This is a genomic window from Limosilactobacillus pulli, from assembly GCF_947381555.1.
Lineage (GTDB): Bacteria > Bacillota > Bacilli > Lactobacillales > Lactobacillaceae > Limosilactobacillus > Limosilactobacillus pulli.
In genome coordinates this window covers 1-2202 of sequence record NZ_CANCWQ010000062.1, presented here as the reverse complement: position 1 = coordinate 2202, position 2202 = coordinate 1, and the positions used below count along the sequence as shown (strand labels likewise).

At 37.3% G+C, this 2202-nt stretch carries 2 protein-coding genes and 1 pseudogene; all 3 read right to left on the bottom strand.

Features of this window, described 5'->3' with window-relative positions:
• On the bottom strand, positions 1-1125 hold a 1125-nt coding region (locus tag QOS03_RS09070), incomplete at its 3' end, for an N-acetylmuramoyl-L-alanine amidase family protein (RefSeq protein WP_326521466.1).
• A 246-nt stretch (positions 1126-1371) separates the two neighbouring features.
• Positions 1372-1857 (bottom strand): hypothetical protein, encoded by a 486-nt coding sequence (locus tag QOS03_RS09065; protein ID WP_283576178.1) that lies wholly within the window; start codon positions 1855-1857, stop codon positions 1372-1374.
• 87 nt (positions 1858-1944) lie between these two features.
• Positions 1945-2202: pseudogene (locus QOS03_RS09060) on the bottom strand (hypothetical protein); the annotation flags it as partial.

Sequence of the window (2202 nt, the reverse complement as noted above, 5' to 3'; positions counted from 1 at the left end):
GTAGATCTTGCCATTGATCGTCTGCAAGCCATACTGCATCTGACCCTGCGCATTATAATAGACCGTCTTGCCGCTTGTTAGTTTCGTAAAGCCGGTGCTTGCCGACCCATCACTCGTAAAGTTGTACCATTTGTCATTGATTTGTGCTTCTTTGCCAGCGTACATCTCACCGCTCCATGTGTTGAAGTAGTAGATCTTGCCATTGATCGTCTGCAGCCCATACTGCATCTGACCTTGCGCATTATAATAGACTGTCTTGCCGCTTGCTAGTTTCGTAAAGCTCGTGCTTGCCGACCCATCACTCGTAAAGTTGTACCACTTGCCATTGATCTGTGCTTCTTTGCCGGCGTACATCTCACCGCTCCACGTGTTGAAGTAGTAGATCTTGCCATTGACCGTTTGCAGGCCATACTGCATCTGACCTTGCGCGTTATAATAGACCGTCTTGCCGCTTGCTAGCTTTGTAAAGCCTGTACTTGCCGACCCATCACTCGTAAAGTTGTACCACTTATTATTAATTTCTAATTCCTTATTGGCACACATTTCACCATTTTTAGTATTGAAATAGTAAAATTTTCCGTTGATTGTTTGAAGGCCATATTGAATTTTACCTTCTGAATCATAATGTACCGTCTTACCGTTAGATAATTTTACAAAATCAGTATTTCGATTTGCTGTTCTATCAACAGTTAGCGCAGCTTTCGTATTTTCTTTCGAACTATCAGTATTATTTTCTATTGAATCATTGTTAATACTTTTTTCTGTAGATTCAGTATTATTGTTTGACGATACTTTTGATTGTCCTGCTGTTTGGTCTAAATTAACAGTCGTTTCTTTTTGTTCATCTACATCATTTTTAGTATTAGTAGTTTGATCATCCCTATTAATATTTGTATTATCTTGAGTGCCTGTATACGTAGTATTTGCAGTAACGCTAGATTTCGCTACCGTGCTAGTTGCTGAAGATGATGTAGGAACATCTGTCGCATGTGTATTTACTTCATCCGCATAAGTAGTCTGTATACCACCACCTAATAAACTAATAGCTGTAATACCAGCTACAACCCATGCTTTTCCGCTTTTATACATTTTAAAGTGCTTTTTCTGATCAATTGGCTTTTTCATGATAAACAGAATATCCCCCGAAATATTGAATTAAAGTAATAGTTCATACATTTTTCGATTTTATCACTCAAGATTTTTCAATTCAATGCGAGATAAAAGTTCTATACCGTTTGGTTAATAAGATTAATACTTTATCTTAATTATCGATAACCAACAATTGAGTTTTACAATTATAAAATAAAAAAAAATATATAAAAAGCTCGCCAAATTTTGGCGAGCTTTCTTTATATTATACAGATATTGGTTTTAATTACTAGTTGAACTAGAACTGCTTGAGGAAACGACTTGTGCATTGCTTGGCAGTGGTCCACTCCAATCAGCATAGGTTGTTTGACCATTTTTGATTTGACGATCCATACCATCGCTATCAACGTTGTGAACTACACCATTACTGTCAGTCCAAGTAGCAACGTCATTTAAGCCTAGTTGGATATTGCTACTTTGAGCTGAATTGCTTGTGGAACTACTGGTGCTCTGACTTTCACTATCTGCCACGGCACTACTGTTAAAAGATTCACTATCCGCCTTGCTAGATGAAATCTTATTTTTTGAAGATGAATTTGAAATCTTCTTTGCTTTAGTTGCATTCTTCTTTTTAACTACTTTGCTTGAAGTAGCTTCACTCTTAGTTGTGTTCCGCGCAGATTTAGAACTATTTCCGCATCCAGCCATTAAAAATGTCATACCAAAAATCATGAAAATAGCCATTAAACTATTTTTTACTTTTTTCATTATGTGTATGCTCCTAATTTTTGTGCTTCAGTTATCCATATGGAGTATATTATAGCAAATTAAAGCTTATCAAGAAATATATTTAATCTACTCTTTACTCCCAATTCCTTTATTATCAAAGGAATACTGTACACCCGCTATTTTAACTTCACTATTGATCACCATCTCACCGCTCCACGTGTTGAAGTAGTAAATCTTGCCATTGATCGTTTGCAGCCCATACTGCATTTGACCTTGCGCGTTATAATAGACCGTCTTGCCACTCGCCAGTTTCGTAAAGCCGATGCTTGCCGATCCATCACTCGTAAAGTTGTACCACTTGCCGTTGATCTGCGCTTCTTTGCC